The 13,842-nt window shown below is 55.1% G+C and carries 17 protein-coding genes; 11 read left to right on the top strand and 6 right to left on the bottom strand.

All coding sequences use genetic code 11. The annotated features are described in order from the left end of the window. Window positions 1-58: 58 nt before the first annotated feature. The 6 genes from L1065_RS02940 to L1065_RS02915 all read right to left on the bottom strand — a co-directional run bounded on the left by L1065_RS02940 (window position 59) and on the right by L1065_RS02915 (window position 3,946). The gene (locus tag L1065_RS02940; RefSeq protein ID WP_237093952.1) at window positions 59-274 is read right to left on the bottom strand and encodes an AlpA family transcriptional regulator; all 216 of its coding nucleotides are present in this window, start codon (window positions 272-274) and stop codon (window positions 59-61) included. 130 nt (window positions 275-404) lie between these two features. Then, window positions 405-1,010: a hypothetical protein gene (locus L1065_RS02935; RefSeq protein WP_237093951.1), complete on the bottom strand. Its 606-nt coding sequence runs from the start codon at window positions 1,008-1,010 to the stop codon at window positions 405-407. Beyond that, window positions 1,003-1,803, bottom strand: coding sequence for a site-specific integrase (locus L1065_RS02930; protein WP_237093950.1), 801 nt, complete (start codon window positions 1,801-1,803; stop codon window positions 1,003-1,005). Before L1065_RS02930 ends, L1065_RS02935 begins: the two co-directional genes overlap by 8 nt. 224 nt (window positions 1,804-2,027) lie before the next feature. Further along, window positions 2,028-3,086 (bottom strand): YeeE/YedE family protein, encoded by a 1,059-nt coding sequence (locus L1065_RS02925; protein WP_237093949.1) that lies wholly within the window; start codon window positions 3,084-3,086, stop codon window positions 2,028-2,030. A gap of 47 nt (window positions 3,087-3,133) precedes the next feature. Then, window positions 3,134-3,469 carry a helix-turn-helix transcriptional regulator gene (locus L1065_RS02920; protein ID WP_237093948.1) on the bottom strand — a complete coding sequence of 112 codons (336 nt, stop codon included), beginning with the start codon at window positions 3,467-3,469 and terminating at the stop codon, window positions 3,134-3,136. A 111-nt stretch (window positions 3,470-3,580) separates the two neighbouring features. Continuing rightward, window positions 3,581-3,946 (bottom strand): hypothetical protein, encoded by a 366-nt coding sequence (locus L1065_RS02915; protein WP_370641129.1) that lies wholly within the window; start codon window positions 3,944-3,946, stop codon window positions 3,581-3,583. Window positions 3,947-4,025: 79 nt separating this feature from the next. Between L1065_RS02915 and L1065_RS02910 the strand changes: the two genes are divergently transcribed. The 11 genes from L1065_RS02910 (at window position 4,026) to L1065_RS02860 (ending at window position 13,794) form a co-directional block, all read left to right on the top strand. Next, a complete protein-coding gene (locus L1065_RS02910; protein ID WP_237093946.1) occupies window positions 4,026-4,763 on the top strand; it encodes a cytochrome c biogenesis protein CcdA in 738 nt (245 codons plus the stop codon). A gap of 11 nt (window positions 4,764-4,774) precedes the next feature. Further along, entirely contained in the window at window positions 4,775-5,350 is a 576-nt protein-coding gene (locus tag L1065_RS02905; RefSeq protein WP_237093944.1) for a thioredoxin family protein, read from the top strand. A 124-nt stretch (window positions 5,351-5,474) separates the two neighbouring features. Then, window positions 5,475-5,933: a sulfur oxidation c-type cytochrome SoxX gene (gene soxX, locus L1065_RS02900; protein WP_370641128.1), complete on the top strand. Its 459-nt coding sequence runs from the start codon at window positions 5,475-5,477 to the stop codon at window positions 5,931-5,933. Window positions 5,934-5,983: 50 nt separating this feature from the next. Further along, window positions 5,984-6,403 (top strand): thiosulfate oxidation carrier protein SoxY, encoded by a 420-nt coding sequence (soxY, locus tag L1065_RS02895; RefSeq protein ID WP_237093940.1) that lies wholly within the window; start codon window positions 5,984-5,986, stop codon window positions 6,401-6,403. 24 nt (window positions 6,404-6,427) lie between these two features. Beyond that, window positions 6,428-6,757 carry a thiosulfate oxidation carrier complex protein SoxZ gene (gene soxZ, locus L1065_RS02890; protein ID WP_237093938.1) on the top strand — a complete coding sequence of 110 codons (330 nt, stop codon included), beginning with the start codon at window positions 6,428-6,430 and terminating at the stop codon, window positions 6,755-6,757. A gap of 92 nt (window positions 6,758-6,849) precedes the next feature. After that, window positions 6,850-7,656: a sulfur oxidation c-type cytochrome SoxA gene (gene soxA, locus L1065_RS02885; protein WP_237094524.1), complete on the top strand. Its 807-nt coding sequence runs from the start codon at window positions 6,850-6,852 to the stop codon at window positions 7,654-7,656. Window positions 7,657-7,751: 95 nt separating this feature from the next. Then, complete coding sequence (soxB, locus tag L1065_RS02880; RefSeq protein ID WP_237093937.1) at window positions 7,752-9,449, top strand: thiosulfohydrolase SoxB; 1,698 nt, start codon at window positions 7,752-7,754, stop codon at window positions 9,447-9,449. Window positions 9,450-9,485: 36 nt separating this feature from the next. Then, complete coding sequence (gene soxC / locus L1065_RS02875) at window positions 9,486-10,763, top strand: sulfite dehydrogenase (RefSeq protein ID WP_237093936.1); 1,278 nt, start codon at window positions 9,486-9,488, stop codon at window positions 10,761-10,763. Continuing rightward, on the top strand, window positions 10,747-11,793 hold the full coding sequence (locus L1065_RS02870) for a c-type cytochrome (RefSeq protein WP_237093934.1): 1,047 nt from the start codon (window positions 10,747-10,749) through the stop codon (window positions 11,791-11,793). Before soxC ends, L1065_RS02870 begins: the two co-directional genes overlap by 17 nt. A gap of 1 nt (window position 11,794) precedes the next feature. Further along, window positions 11,795-12,499 carry a c-type cytochrome gene (locus L1065_RS02865; protein WP_237093933.1) on the top strand — a complete coding sequence of 235 codons (705 nt, stop codon included), beginning with the start codon at window positions 11,795-11,797 and terminating at the stop codon, window positions 12,497-12,499. Between the two features lie 26 nt (window positions 12,500-12,525). Continuing rightward, the gene (locus L1065_RS02860; protein ID WP_237093932.1) at window positions 12,526-13,794 is read left to right on the top strand and encodes an NAD(P)/FAD-dependent oxidoreductase; all 1,269 of its coding nucleotides are present in this window, start codon (window positions 12,526-12,528) and stop codon (window positions 13,792-13,794) included. The last annotated feature ends 48 nt before the right edge of the window (window positions 13,795-13,842 follow it).

The raw sequence follows: 13,842 nt of genomic DNA, 5'->3' as shown, positions 1-13,842 counted from the left end.
TTCGGCCCCAAAACCCCCTAGGTTCCTGCCAAGGCCCTAGGGGTAAAACTGATGTGTGTTAGGTGGTCTGTGAGGTATTGCTGACCGTGCGGTCTGCGATCCATTTTTCCAGATCGGAACGGCGGTAACGGACAGACCGGGCCGAGACCTTTACAAAGTCAGGCCCGCCGCCGCGATGCCGCCAATTTTGCAGCGCGCGGACGGAGTAGCAGAGGATCGACGCTGCCTCGCGTTCGTCGACGAGGGTGGTTGGGGGGAAAGCAGTATTTGGCATTTCGACCTCTTTTTCGCATGGTTGCTTAGTGTGAGGTCAACGTGCACCAGCGAAAAACCAAAAAAAATGACAGTAAATTGGTTTCTAATTTATTGTTTTTTGGTTTTTCCCGCATTGCATCAAGGCGGTGCTAAAAAGAACTGAAATAACGGGATAAATAATTTCTGATCGTCTCGTTGCTAGGCGTCGTGTCGCTGTATTTTTCTGGAAAAGAAATGCAAAGTCGCTGCCTAATTACTGGGAAATGCGCAACGAGTTTGCCTTTAGGGCTAATCGCGCCCTCTTTATACAATGCGTCGATGCATTCCTCTAAATCACGTTTCATCGAAGGCCGCCCTACTTTGGGTTGATCGATCACAGATATTTTTGGCAATTCACAAATTCGAACCTCTACAAAGTGTAAGCCCTCTATTCGAATATCGTTTTTGTCCCAGTCGATGTGTCTGTGGTCAAAGGTCTTTTCGATAGTGATTGGGACGTCCTTTGCGCGGCGTGGCGGCTCAAATCCAAGGATGTAAACACCGTTCTGATTCACATGTTCAAAAAATCTTTTGTAAGTCGCCGCTGTCATTTCTTGCTCATTATGCATGATTTCCAGCTGCGCTTTGTTTTCTTGAGTAAAAGTGGTGCCTTTCTGTTGCGCCCTCAAATTTGCTTCTCCAAAGCCCCGCACCAGAGATGAGAAAAGCCCTTGCTGTTGCTGTGTAAGAGCAGCCTGTTCTGTTTTATCAGCCAAGGCATACAAAACGGTCTTTAGGGATTTCCCATTTTTCCATAAGTCGGGGGGACACATCATCATGATAAACTCCGTTTAGAAACCGCCACGCCACACTACCCAAAGCTGCTGCCAATCGTCCAGCGACCTTGCCAGCCGCTTTTTGCACGGCATCATCCGCCAGATGCGCGTAGCGTAGGGTGGTGGATAGGTTTTTGTGGCCCAGAATTTCCTTGAGCGTGAACGGATCAATGCCGCTTTGCATCACCATCGACGCATAGGTGTGGCGCAGGTCGTGGATGCGCACGTCATCGAGGCCTGCGGTTTTCCTGATCTTGCGCCACGGCTTTTGAAGGTCGTTGTAATACCCGTCGCTGTGGCTTCCCAAAATGACATTGGGGTTCCCGTCGCGCCGTTCCAGACTGTCGAGGATCGTGCGTGCTTCTTGGGGGAGGGGAATACGGCGGCGGCCTGTTTTGCTGTCGGGTAAATCCAAGTGGGTGGGCATCACATATGACCATTTGAGGCGTTGAATTTCTCCCAATCGGCATCTTGTTAAGAGCAAAAGATAGAAGGCTGCAAAAACATAGGTGGTGATTTCGCCGGTCCGTAAAAGTGTGAACATCGCTTCCCCAAGGCGTTCTTGCTCGGGTTCGCTAAGATAGCGTTTCTTTTCCAGTTCACGGTAACGCTTGATGCGGCGTGTCGGGTTTGAGTGCATCGCACGGATGCCCGAATCTTCGGCCAAATTCAGCATTTTGGACATGACCATAACGGTTCGGTTGGCCTGATAAGGGGTGTCCGCGCGTTTCAAATGAAGGGCCTGCACGTCTGCAAACGTAAGTTCGGATGCTTTGATGCTACCCAGTGCGGGATAGACGACGTTTTGCAGAAGGTTGGTGTAATCATAGTGTGTTGTCGGTTTGCAGTGCAGCGCGACGTGTTCTTTTAAAAACTGGTCTCCCAGTTCTTTGATCGTCGGGCTGGAAAGTCGCGCTTTGCGTTCTGCTGATGGATCAGAGGCGTATTGTTGCTGACTTATGCGCCATGTGTGCGGCCAAACCCTTCGATCAGGTGGCGCAGGCCGAGGCGGGCGCCGAAGATAATGGCGGCCAGGACCAGTGGTGCGCTGTAGGTCCAGATGGACATGGCCGAGATGCCTTGGCCGATAGTGCAGCCCAGAGCAAAGACGGCGCCCACCCCCATCAGGGACGCGCCAAGCACCTGACGGCCCAATTCGCGCGGGTCTTCGCATGCTTCCCATCGGAAGTGGCCTTTGATCAGGCTGCCTGCAAAAGCCCCTGCCAGAACGCCGATGACAGAGCCGACACCAAAGCTGAGGCCGCCGCCGCTGGATGTCATCAAAAACAGGATCGTTTCACCCAAGGGGGCGGTGTAGGTGTGGCTGAAGGTCTGGGTTTGGGAAAAGCCGTTTTGGGCGATCCAGTGGGTGCCGACCCATCCGCTGGTGATGGCCAAACCGACGAGGGCGGCCCAAAAAAGGCCCTTTGGGCTGGCGCGAAGGGCGGTGCTGCGTAAGGCATAAAGCGCCAGAGCTGTGCTGAGTATCGCGATGCCCGCCCAATCGGGCAGGCCCAAGTGCGCCGCGCCAAGTTCGGGCAGGGTGCGGCTGGCCACGGGCAGGGCGGACAGATCGGTCACTATCACCCGAAAGGCGGCCAATGGACCTGAGAGTGCAACATAGGCTGCAATGCCCATAACCAGCACGATCACGAAGGCGCGCAGATCGCCGCCGCCAAAGCGGGCCAACGCGCCGAACCCGCAGTTGCCCGCCAGTGCCATGCCGTAGCCAAACATCAGCCCGCCGATGATGGCCACAAGGGGCGACCAGGGGGCGAGGTGATAAAGCGTGGTGCTGAGATCCAGCAGGCCAAGTGCCACGAAAAGCGCGTTCAAAAGGCCCGCAACGGCGATTGCCAAAAACCACATCTTCAGGCGGCGGTCATTGCCTTGGTAGTAAAAATCCTCGACGGCGCCGAGGGTGCAAAACCGGCCCAAACGCGCCGCAAGTCCCAACAAAACCCCGCCGAGCAGACCGATAAGGGCCAGTGCCCAGTCATCTGACAGAAACTCCATGTGATCTCCCCTCCCAAGGCTCACAGGTGTCGAACGGTACGGCGCAGCTATTTCGATTTACAAAAGAGGTCGTAAACCAGATCCAGTATCTGGATCGCGCGATCGTCGGCCAAGCTGTAGTATATGATCAGCCCTTCGCGGCGCGGTGTCACCAGTTTTTCTGCGCGCAGCCGTGCGAGTTGTTGTGATACGGCGGCTTGCCGCGCGGACATCAGCTCTTCCAGTTCGGTGACCGATTTTTCGCCAGAGGCCAGATGGCACAGGATCATCAGTCGGCCGGGATGGCTGATCGCTTTGAGGAAATCAGAGGCTTCATCGGCGCTCGACATCATGCGATTGATGTCATCGTCGGACATATCTTTATGAAGGACGGGAAGGGACATCGGCGCTCGTGATAGGTTGAGGTGTTGTTGTGTCATAACCTGTTCGCGTTCTGTGGTGCAATCTTTGTTGCCATGTGGACTTGTGAGTGCCGCCGCGTCATTGGCGGTTGCCTAATTTTCAATCGTTGTATGTTCGGGATGCGCGTCCAGAAGTTGGCCGAGCAGGAACCAGAAAAATTCATCACCAGCGTAGCCTTCCAACCTGCCAAGTTCCTGACCGTCCTGGACCAGAACAAAGGTAGGGGTGAAAACGGGCGTGGAGGTGAAGGTCAGATCGTCTGGCAAGGCCCGCAGATCGACGCGCCGCAATGGGGCGCGTTGGCCTTCTTCCGTTTTGGGGTAGGCGGGGCCAATTTCGGCGTTCCATTGGGCGCACCAATGGCATCCCGCCTGTTCGACCATGATCAATTCGGCAGACCATAGCGCACCGGGTGTAACCGCCAAAAGAGCCGAAAAGACTAGGGACTTGATCCGCACACCACCTGCTCCGTTGACGTTCTGGTTTCAATATATGATATATTGAATATAGTTGAATGCAAGTGCGAGAGGCCAAACGGTGTTTGATGTAACCATTCTGAGCGCTCTTGCAGGCGGGTTGATCGTGTTCTTTTCGCCCTGCGTTTTGCCGATTGTCCCGTTCTATCTAAGCTATATGGCTGGCGCGTCGATGTCCGAGATCAGCGGTGATGGTCAACTGTCTGCCGGTGTGCGAAAGCGGGCGTTTTTGGCCTCTATCATGTTTTCGCTTGGGATTATCACGGTTTTTGTGCTGCTTGGCGCGGCGGCCTTCGGGCTGAGCCAGAGTTTTCGCAGCGCGCAAACCGAATTCAGGATTGTCGCGGCCCTGATCGTTTTTGTGATGGGGCTGCATTTTCTGGGGGTTATCCGCATCGGGTTTTTGAACCGCGCCTTTCAGATGGAGGCAGGAGACACCCAGAACATGTCGGTTCTAGGGGCCTATGTGGTTGGGTTTGCCTTTGCGGCGGGCTGGACACCATGTGTAGGCGGCGTGCTGACGGCCGTGGTGTTTACCGCCAGCACGGAATCCACGGCGCTGGAAGGTCTTGGGCTTTTGCTGGTGTTCGGCGTGGCGATGACGGCGCCGTTTGTTGTGGCATCCTTGTTTATCGGGCCGTTTTTAAAATTTGTTGCAAAGTTTCGCCGCCATTTGCCCAAGGTTGAAAAGGCGATGGGGCTGCTGATGATCTTGTTTGCAGTGCTGATTGCCACTGATAGCGTGAACTACATCGCCCAATGGATGCTTGAGACTTTCCCTGCGTTCCAAAATATCTAGAGGAGTTCGTTATGTCCCGTTTGTTTGCGATGATACTTGCCCTGCCATTTCTGGCGTTGAGCGTAAGTGCGGCCGAAATTGGTGATGACGGTCTGCACAAGACTACATGGATGCGCGATACCTTTAAAGACCTGCGCGAAGATCTGGAAGAGGCGAATGCGGAAGGCAAACGCCTTGTTGTGATGATAGAACAGCGCGGCTGCATTTATTGCACCAAGATGCACAACGAGGTCTATCCGCGTGACGAAATTGCCAACTATATCACCGACAATTTTTTCGTTGTGCAGATCAACCTTCATGGTGATCTTGAGGTCGTTGATTTTGACGGGGAGGTGCTGAGTGAAAAGCAGGCCGCCCGAAAGTGGGGGATGTTGTTTACACCGTCTGTGATGTTCTTTCCCCAAGAGGTTGAGGCCGATCTGACGGCACAACAAGCCACGGTTGCAATGATGCCGGGTGCGTTTGGCGCACAAACGACTCTGGATATGTTTACATGGGTGAATGAGGAGCGATATCTGGATACATCCCAAGAGGATTTCCAGCGATATCACGCCCGTAAAATCCAGGAACGCAGAGAAAGTAATTAATTCTTTCAATAGGTTGACCAACTAAAATCACTTATTCGAATATAGTGATTGCTTGCTTACATTTTTGTGTCCTACAGTATGCCGACAACAAATGTGGAGTGGAGGACACATGCGAACCCCAATAATGTCTTTTTGTGCGGTTGTGGCGACCAGCTTTGCGCTGAACGCCGCGGAAGTGTTGCCAACAGATGTAAAATACGAAGATGGCGCTGTGGCCCAGTCCCTGACAGGTGTTGCGGGTGATCCCGCAGAGGGCCGCAAAATTGTAAGCAACAAAAGCCTTGGTAACTGCGTGGCGTGCCACACAGCGACCGATTTGGCAGAGATCCCATTCCACGGTGAGATTGGTCCGATGCTTGACGGTGCAGGCGACCGCTGGAGCGAAGCAGAGCTGCGCGGCATTGTGGCAAACGCCAAGATGATGTTCGACGGATCTATGATGCCTTCGTTTTACAAAACCGAAGGGTTCACCCGCCCGGGCAAGGCCTACACAGGCAAGGCGGCGGATGACACATTCGCGCCGTTGCTGACAGCACAACAAATCGAAGATGTGGTTGCCTATCTGGTAACCCTCAAGGATTGACCCCGAGGTCGCAGGCCCAGGGCCGCGACCCACAAGATCAGGAGTTAAATATGGAACTGACACGACGCAATGCATTGCTGATGGGCGCTGGCGCGCTGGTTGTTGCGGGCATCCCTTTCCGCGTTTCGGCGGCAGGTGAAGATGCGATTGCTGCTTTTACAGGTGGCGCAGATGTTGCGGATGGCGGGGATATCACGCTGACCGCGCCAGAGATTGCCGAAAACGGCAACACTGTGCCAATCGAGGTGTCGTCAGAGGGCGCGGCTGAAATCCTCGTTCTGGCGATGGGCAACCCGACACCGGGCGTTGCGAACTTCAAATTCGGTAAGCTGGCCGCATCGCGCGCTGCTTCGACCCGTATCCGTCTGGCCGGCACACAGGATGTTGTGGCGATTGCCAAGATGAACGACGGCACATTTGCGAAAGCATCCAGCACCGTAAAAGTCACAATCGGCGGCTGCGGCGGCTAAGGTAAAGATATAGGAGAATACGACATGGCAAGTGGTGCAAAACCCCGCGTTAAGGTCCCAAAGACAGCGGCTGCCGGTGATACGATCACCATCAAGACCCTGATCAGCCACAAGATGGAATCGGGTCAGCGTAAAGACAAAGAAGGCAATGCGATCCCACGGTCGATCATCAACCGCTTTACCTGCGATTTTAACGGTGAAAACGTGATCGATGTGGCGATGGAGCCTGCGATTTCGACCAACCCGTTCTTCGAGTTCGAAGCCCTTGTGCCAGAAGCTGGTGAGTTCAAATTCACGTGGTATGACGACGATGGTTCGGTCTACGAGGAAAGCAAAACGATCGCGATGGCCTAAGGGCACTGCGTTTTTGTCATATAATAATCCGGGGAGGAGTAATAATGACACTACTCAAAAACACATTGAGCGCAGTTGCCGTTCTTTCGATCATGGGTGCCGCGGTCTCTGCCGAGCCAGCAGATGACACGCTGATCCTGAATGAAGAGACCGAGATGGTGACCAAGACAGCTGCGCCTTCGCATCTGTCGGACGCTTTGGACGAGATTTATTCGGGCTGGCTTTTCCGCGGGACAGAAACCCGCGCAATGCAGGCCGATGATTTCGACAATCCCGGTATGATCTTTGTGGAGCAGGCCGAAGAGGTCTGGAACACCCCCGAAGGGTCCGAAGGCAAATCCTGTGCAAGCTGCCATGGTGCCACGGACTCAATGGCGGGTGTGCGGGCTGTCTATCCCAAGTGGAACGAGGCAACAGGCGAAGTGCGCACGCTGGAGATGCAGGTCAACGATTGTCGTGAAAACCAGATGGGTGCTGAAAAATACGGCTACACATCAGGTGATATGACGAACATGGTTGCTCTGATCTCGTCGGTATCGCGCGGTTTGCCCATCAATGTGGCCATTGACGGCCCTGTGGCCGAGACGTGGGAGAAGGGCAAAGAGCTTTACTACACGCGCACAGGCCAGTTAGAGCTGTCATGCGCGAACTGTCATGAAGACAGCTATGGCATGATGATCCGCGCCGATCACCTGAGCCAGGGTCAGATCAACGGTTTCCCTGTATACCGTTTGAAAAACACCAAGCTGAATTCGGTGCATGCTCGTTTCAAAGGCTGTGTGCGTGACACACGTGCCGAGACATACAACCCCGGTAGCCCCGAGTTTGTCGCACTTGAGCTTTATGTCGCCTCGCGCGGCAATGGTTTGTCGGTCGAAGGTCCGTCGATCCGTAACTAACGCTTAGAAATGCCCCCGCCATGAGACTGGCGGGGGTATTTTTTCCCAACAATATTCAAAAATTCGCATGAAGATGCAGTGGAGAGAGTAGCCCGATGATTTCACGCCGTGATTTTTTGCAAAGCAGTATGGCCGCCAGCGCAATTCTTGGGGCGTCAGGCTTCGGAAATTGGTCGCGACTGGCCGCGCAACAGGCGCTGACCCAAGACCAGCTTTTGCAGTTCGATACCTTTGGCAATGTGTCGTTGATCCACGTCACAGACATTCATGCGCAGCTTAAACCGATCTATTTCCGCGAACCTTCGATCAATATCGGGGTTGGTGATAACCGCGGGAAGGTGCCCCATGTGACGGGCGCTGATTTCCGCAAGATGTATGGCATCAACGACGGTTCGCCATCCCATTATGCGCTGAGTTCGGATGACTTTACGGCGCTTGCGCAAGGCTACGGGCGCGTTGGCGGGTTGGACCGCATGGCCACTGTGATCAATCAGATCCGATCCGATCGCCCCGATGCGTTGTTGCTGGACGGCGGCGACACATGGCACGGCAGCTACACCTGCTATCATACGCAGGGCCAAGATATGGTGGATGTGATGAACGCGCTGAAACCCGATGCGATGACATTCCACTGGGAATTCACCTTGGGGTCCGAACGTGTGAACGAGCTGGTTGAAGGGTTGCCTTTTGCGGCACTGGGTCAGAACATTTTTGATGCAGAGTGGGATGAACCCGCTGAATTGTTCCCGCCCTACAAATTCTTTGAGCGTGGCGGTGTCAAGATCGCCGTCATCGGTCAGGCCTTCCCCTATATGCCCATCGCCAACCCGGGCTGGATGTTCCCCGAATATGCCTTTGGCATCCGCGACGAGAATATGCAGGAGATGGTTGATGAGGTCCGCGCACAAGGTGCGGAACTGGTGGTTGCCCTGTCGCACAACGGCTTTGATGTCGACAAGAAGATGGCCACGATCGTCAAAGGCATTGATGTGATCCTGTCAGGTCACACCCATGATGCTTTGCCTGAACCTGTGACGGTGGGCGAGACGATCATTGTCGCCTCAGGCTCAAACGGTAAGTTTGTCAGCCGCGTTGATCTGGACGTGCGGGACGGTAAGATGATGGGCTTTCGTCACAAGTTGATCCCGATTTTTTCGGACGTGATTGCCCCCGATGCGGAGGTCGCGTCGGTCATCAACAAGGTGCGCGCGCCTTATCAAGAGGCGATGGGCGAGGTCATTGGCCAAACCGGATCGCTGCTTTATCGCCGTGGTAATTTCAACGGCACATGGGATGATCTGATCTGTGATGCGCTGATTTCGGAGCGTGAAGCCGATATCGCGCTATCGCCCGGTGTGCGGTGGGGGCCAAGCCTGTTGCCAGGGCAGGACATCACTCGCGAAGACATCTGGAACGTCACATCAATGACATACGGCAAGGCCTACCGCACTGAAATGACGGGGGAATTCCTGCATGTCGTGATGGAGGACGTGGCCGATAACCTGTTCAATCCAGATCCCTATTATCAGCAGGGCGGCGACATGGTGCGCACAGGCGGACTTGGGTATCGCCTTGATATCACCAAACCGCAGGGCGAACGCATCACCGATATGACGTTGCTTAAAACAGGTGAAAAAATTGGTCCCGCCAAGACCTATCAGGTCGCGGGGTGGGCCTCTGTCAACGAAGGCACCGAAGGGCCGCAGATTTGGGACGTGGTGGAAAACCACATTCGCAAGCAAGGCACCGTCACCATTGATCCAAACAACAGCGTCGAAGTGATCGGCGCGTGACCCAAGATTAACGAGCTTATGAAGGAGGCACACAGGATGTCAAAACCCTCAAAAGGCACATCACGGCGCGGGTTTTTGCGCGGCGCGGCGGCTGCAGGCGCGGGCGCCGTTGCGGCAGGGGCGGCCAAGGCCAATACACCCGACCCCCTGATCACCGAGGTCCAATCATGGGCCAGTGGTCTGGGCGATGGCGTGGACGCCACGCCCTACGGCATGCCCATCGAATTTGAGGGCGATGTGGTGCGGCGCAATGTCGAATGGCTGACCGCGGATACCATCAGTTCGATCAACTTCACGCCCATTCATGCGCTGGACGGCACCATTACCCCGCAGGGCTGCGCGTTTGAGCGTCATCATTCGGGTGCGATTGAATTGCGCAAGCAAGACTACCGTTTGATGATCAACGGGCTTGTCGACCGTCCGCTGATTTTTAGCTATGATGATCTGGAACGCTTCCCACGTGAAAACCATGTGTATTTCTGCGAGTGTGCGGCCAATACGGGTATGGAATGGGCGGGCGCACAGCTGAACGGTGCGCAGTTCACCCACGGCATGATCCACAACATGGAATACACAGGCGTCCCGCTGCGCACGCTTTTGGAAGAAGCAGGCTTGGATACGGCGGGCGATCTGTCGGACAAATGGGTGTATGTGGAAGGGGCTGATGCGTCGTCCAACGGGCGTTCGATCCCCATGGAAAAGGCCCTAGATGACTGTCTGATCGCGTTCAAAGCCAATGGTGAGGCCCTGCGCAAAGAGCACGGCTATCCTGTGCGGCTGGTTGTGCCCGGGTGGGAAGGCAACATGTGGGTCAAATGGATCCGCCGCATTGAGGTCATGGACGGCCCCGTTGAAAGCCGCGAGGAAACCAGCAAATACACAGACGTTATGGAGGACGGCACCGCCCGCAAATGGACATGGGCGATGGATGCCAAATCGGTTGTCACCAGCCCAAGCCCGCAAGCGCCGATCAAACACGGCAAGGGGCCGTTGGTGATCACGGGGCTGGCGTGGTCGGGGCGCGGGGCGATTACCCGCGTTGATGTCTCCAAGGATGGTGGCAAGACCTGGGAGACGGCACGGCTTGCCAAACCGGGCGAGAAAATGGCGCTGACCCGTTTCTATCTGGATACGGATTGGGACGGTGAGGAAATGTTCCTGCAATCCCGCGCGATGGATGAGACGGGCTATGTCCAGCCAACCAAAGCGCAGCTGCGCGAGGTGCGCGGTCTCAATTCAATCTATCACAATAACTGTATCCAGACATGGTGGGTGCGCCCAGACGGGGAGGCGGAAAATGTCGAAGTTTCTTAAGGTAGGTGCGGCGCTGATGGTGATGGCGACCCCTGCGTTCGCCGAGGGCTTTGGCCTTGGGCGCACAGCGTTGCCAGAAGAAATTGCCGCTTGGGACATCGATATCCGTCCTGACGGGACGGGGCTGCCCGAAGGGTCTGGCGATGTTTGGACAGGTGAAGAGGTGTTCGCAGATCAATGCGCGGCCTGTCACGGCGATTTTGCCGAAGGTGTCGACAACTGGCCCAAGCTGGCCGGTGGTGCCGATACTTTGGCCGATGAAGACCCGTTGAAAACGGTCGGCAGCTACTGGCCCTATCTGTCGACAACGTGGGATTACGTGAACCGCTCGATGCCTTTTGGTAACGCGCAGTCTTTGGAACCCGATGATGTTTATGCGATTGTGGCCTACATCCTGTATTCCAACGATCTGGTCGATGATGATTTTGTTTTGTCAAAAGAGACCTTTGCCGCGTTCGAGATGCCAAATGCAGGCGGCTTTTTCGTGGATGACCGCATGGAAACCGAATTCACCAAATGGGTCGGCGAGCCATGTATGGAAAACTGCAAAGACAGCGTTGAAATTACGATGCGTGCCGCTGTTCTGGATGTCACGCCCGAAGAGGAAACGACAGAAGACACAGCCCAACAAGATGCCGCTGTGATAACCGAGGACGCCACCGAAGAGGCGGCTGAGCCTACAGCTGTGCAAGTCGCAGCCGTTGACCCTGAATTGGTCAAAGCGGGTGAAAAAGTGTTCAGAAATTGCAAGGCCTGTCATAAGGTTGGGGACGGGGCCAAAAACGGGTCTGGTCCTATGCTGAACGGCATTATCGGGATGACGGCTGGCAGTGTTGAAGGGTTCCGCTATTCCAAACCCATGGCTGCGGCTGGCGAAAACGGTTTAGTGTGGACGCAAGAAAACCTGCAAGCCTTCCTCGCTGATCCGCGTGGCTATATGAAAGGTACCAAGATGAGCTTTCGTGGCTTGAAAAAAGAAGAAGATTTGAAGGCGATCACGGCTTATCTGTCAACATTTGACGGTAGCTGAGATGCGCGTTGCGTTTGTCCTCCCCCTTGCTCTGGCTGCGCTTGTCGTGGCCGGGGCAAGTTTTGCAGAGGCGATTGGCGACGCCGAAAAGGGTGAAAAGATCTTTAATCAGTGCTCTGGATGCCATCAGGTTGGCAGCGGCGCCAAAGACCGGATTGGCCCGCATCTTAACGGCGTTTTTGGCAGCAAAGCGGGCGATCACGAAGGATATCGCTACTCCAATTCGATGCAGCGTGCGCGTGCCGATGGTCTGGTTTGGACCGCGCAAACGCTTGATACATTTATCGAAAATCCCAAAACACTTGTTTCCAAGACACGGATGAGTTTCCGTGGTATCAAGAACGCCCAAGAGCGGGCGGACCTTTTGGCATATTTGCGGATCTATTCAGATGATCCTGCCAATATACCCGAGGCCGAACCAACCGCCATTGGCACGGACCATGACCTTGATCCGGCAATTCTTGCGCTCAAAGGTGATGCTGAATACGGCGCGTATCTGAGCAGCGAGTGTTTGACCTGTCACAGGGCAGATGGATCGTCAGATGGCATACCTGCGATCACGCAATGGCCCGAAGAGGACTTTGTGATCGCGATGCACGCCTACAAGCGAAAGCTGCGCCCGCATCCAGCGATGCAAATGATGGCGGGTCGTTTGTCAGATGACGAAATTGCAGCTTTGGCTGCATATTTTAAGGACCTCGATTAACGGGGCCATTTTCTGGGAGGAAAACTATGAAACTTAACAGACGCATGTTCATCGGAACGGGTGCGGCGGCTGCAGCCTCGTTGCAAGCGCCTGCCGTTCTGGCAGCGGGCCACGGCAAACCGCGCGTGGTTGTCATTGGTGGCGGCGCGGGAGGCGCTACAGCCGCGCGCTACATCGCCAAAGACAGCAAGGGCGAGATTGATGTGACCTTGGTGGAACCAACGCGCACCTATTACACCTGCTTTTTCTCAAACCTCTATCTTGGTGGCTTCAAAGAGATGGATGATCTGGGCCATAGCTATGGCACCTTGGCCGCGAAATACGGGATCAATGTCGTGCATGACTGGGCCGTGGATGTTGACCGCGACAGCAAGACAGTTGCGCTGGCTGGTGGTGCATCGCTGCCCTATGACAAACTGATCCTGAGCCCCGGAATTGATTTCGTGGACGGCGCCGTTGAAGGCTGGTCGGTTGCGGCACAAAATGCCATGCCGCATGCCTACAAAGGTGGATCGCAGACCGAACTTCTCAAAGCGCAGATCATGAATATGCCAGAAGGCGGCACATTTGCGATGGTCGCCCCGCCAAACCCGTATCGCTGTCCGCCCGGCCCTTATGAGCGGATTTCGATGGTGGCCCACCAACTCAAGGCGAACAACCCAACCGCCAAGATAATCGTGGCGGACCCCAAGCCGAAGTTTTCGAAAATGGCGCTGTTCCAGGAAGGGTGGGGCAACCACTATGACGGTATGGTCGACTGGATTGGCGAGGACTTCGGCGGCGGCAACGTATCGGTGAACCCTGATGCGATGACACTGACCATCGACGGCGAAGAAACCAAGGTTGATGTGTGTAACGTCATCCCTGCGATGAAAGCTGGCCGTATCGCCGAGATGGCAGGCGTGACCGATGGCAACTGGGCGCCCGTCAATGCCGCGGACATGAGCAGTAAAGCCGATGCAGATGTCTATGTGTTGGGCGATGCAAGCCAACAGGGGGATATGCCCAAGTCGGGCTTTTCGGCCAATTCGCAAGCCAAGGTCTGTGCGAACGCGGTCCGCGGTGCGCTGACGGGATCACGTGTTTTCCCTGCGAAGTTCTCCAACACGTGCTGGTCGCTGATTGACACAAATGACGGTGTCAAAGTGGGCGCAACCTATGAGGCGACAGACGAAAAAATCGCCAAGGTGGATGGCTTTATCTCGCAAACAGGTGAAGACGCAGAGACCCGCAAGGCGACTTATGAAGAATCGGAAGGTTGGTACACAGGTATCACCACCGATATGTTCACCTAAAAAAGTGCCCCCGTCTGACATGGGTCAAGGCGGGGGTGCGCGCCGCGT

The organism is Nereida sp. MMG025, from assembly GCF_021654165.1.
Lineage (GTDB): Bacteria > Pseudomonadota > Alphaproteobacteria > Rhodobacterales > Rhodobacteraceae > Nereida.
The sequence above is the reverse complement of the archived record's forward strand: the minus strand, read 5'-3'. Positions and strand labels throughout refer to the sequence as shown.